This is a genomic window from Streptomyces synnematoformans (genome assembly GCF_039531005.1).
GTDB lineage: Bacteria > Actinomycetota > Actinomycetes > Streptomycetales > Streptomycetaceae > Streptomyces > Streptomyces synnematoformans.
Window position 1 is genome coordinate 1 of the sequence record NZ_BAAAPF010000717.1, and the last position, 892, is coordinate 892.

Sequence of the window (892 nt, forward strand, 5' to 3'; positions counted from 1 at the left end):
GACCGGGGGCCGTACCGCCTCCGGCGACACGGCCGCCGACGCCAGCGCGCCCGCCGGTGGCGCCGATTCCACCGGGTACGCCGCCGGGGCGACGGGCGCACGTGCCGCGGGCACCGAGGCCCCCCGGGACGCCGCCGGGGCGGCCGGGTCCGTGCCGGACGGGGCCGAGCGGGTGTCGCTGCGCGGGGTGCGGGGCGCCATCGCCGACAAGCTGTCCCGCAGCCGCCGCGAGATCCCCGACGTCACGTGCTGGGTGGACGCCGACGCGACGGAACTGCTGGCCGCCAGGCGGTCGATGAACGCGGCGGCGGGCGACCGCCCGCCCGTCTCGCTGCTCGCGCTGCTCGGCCGCGTCTGCACCGCCGCGCTCGCCCGCTTCCCCGAGCTGAACTCCACGGTGCGGGACCGCGAGATAGTCCGGCTGCCCGCCGTCCACCTCGGCTTCGCCGCGCAGACGGACCGCGGCCTGGTCGTCCCGGTCGTACGCGACGCGCACGCGCTCAGCGCCGAGCGGCTCGCCGCGGAGATGGCGCGGCTGACCGAGGCGGCGCGGGCCGGCACGCTCACGCCCGCGGAGCTGACGGGCGGCACGTTCACGCTGAACAACTACGGCGTCTTCGGCGTCGACGGCTCCACGCCGATCCTCAACCACCCCGAGGCGGGCATGCTCGGGGTGGGGCGGATAGCGGAGAAGCCGTGGGTGCACGGGGGCGAGCTGGCGGTGCGGCACGTGGTGCAGCTGTCGTTCACCTTCGACCACCGGGTGTGCGACGGCGGCACGGCGGGCGGTTTCCTGCGGTACGTGGCCGACTGCGTCGAGCATCCGGCGGTGCTGCTCAGGGCGCTGTAGCGGACCGGGTCGGGGCGGGTAGGGTCCCGTGCCATGGAGGAG

At 76.9% G+C, this 892-nt stretch carries 1 protein-coding gene; it reads left to right on the forward strand.

The genetic code is table 11. The features are described from left to right. A partial coding sequence (locus ABD317_RS37315; RefSeq protein WP_344296563.1) for a dihydrolipoamide acetyltransferase family protein occupies positions 1-850 on the forward strand: 850 nt, incomplete at its 5' end. Positions 851-892: the final 42 nt, after the last annotated feature.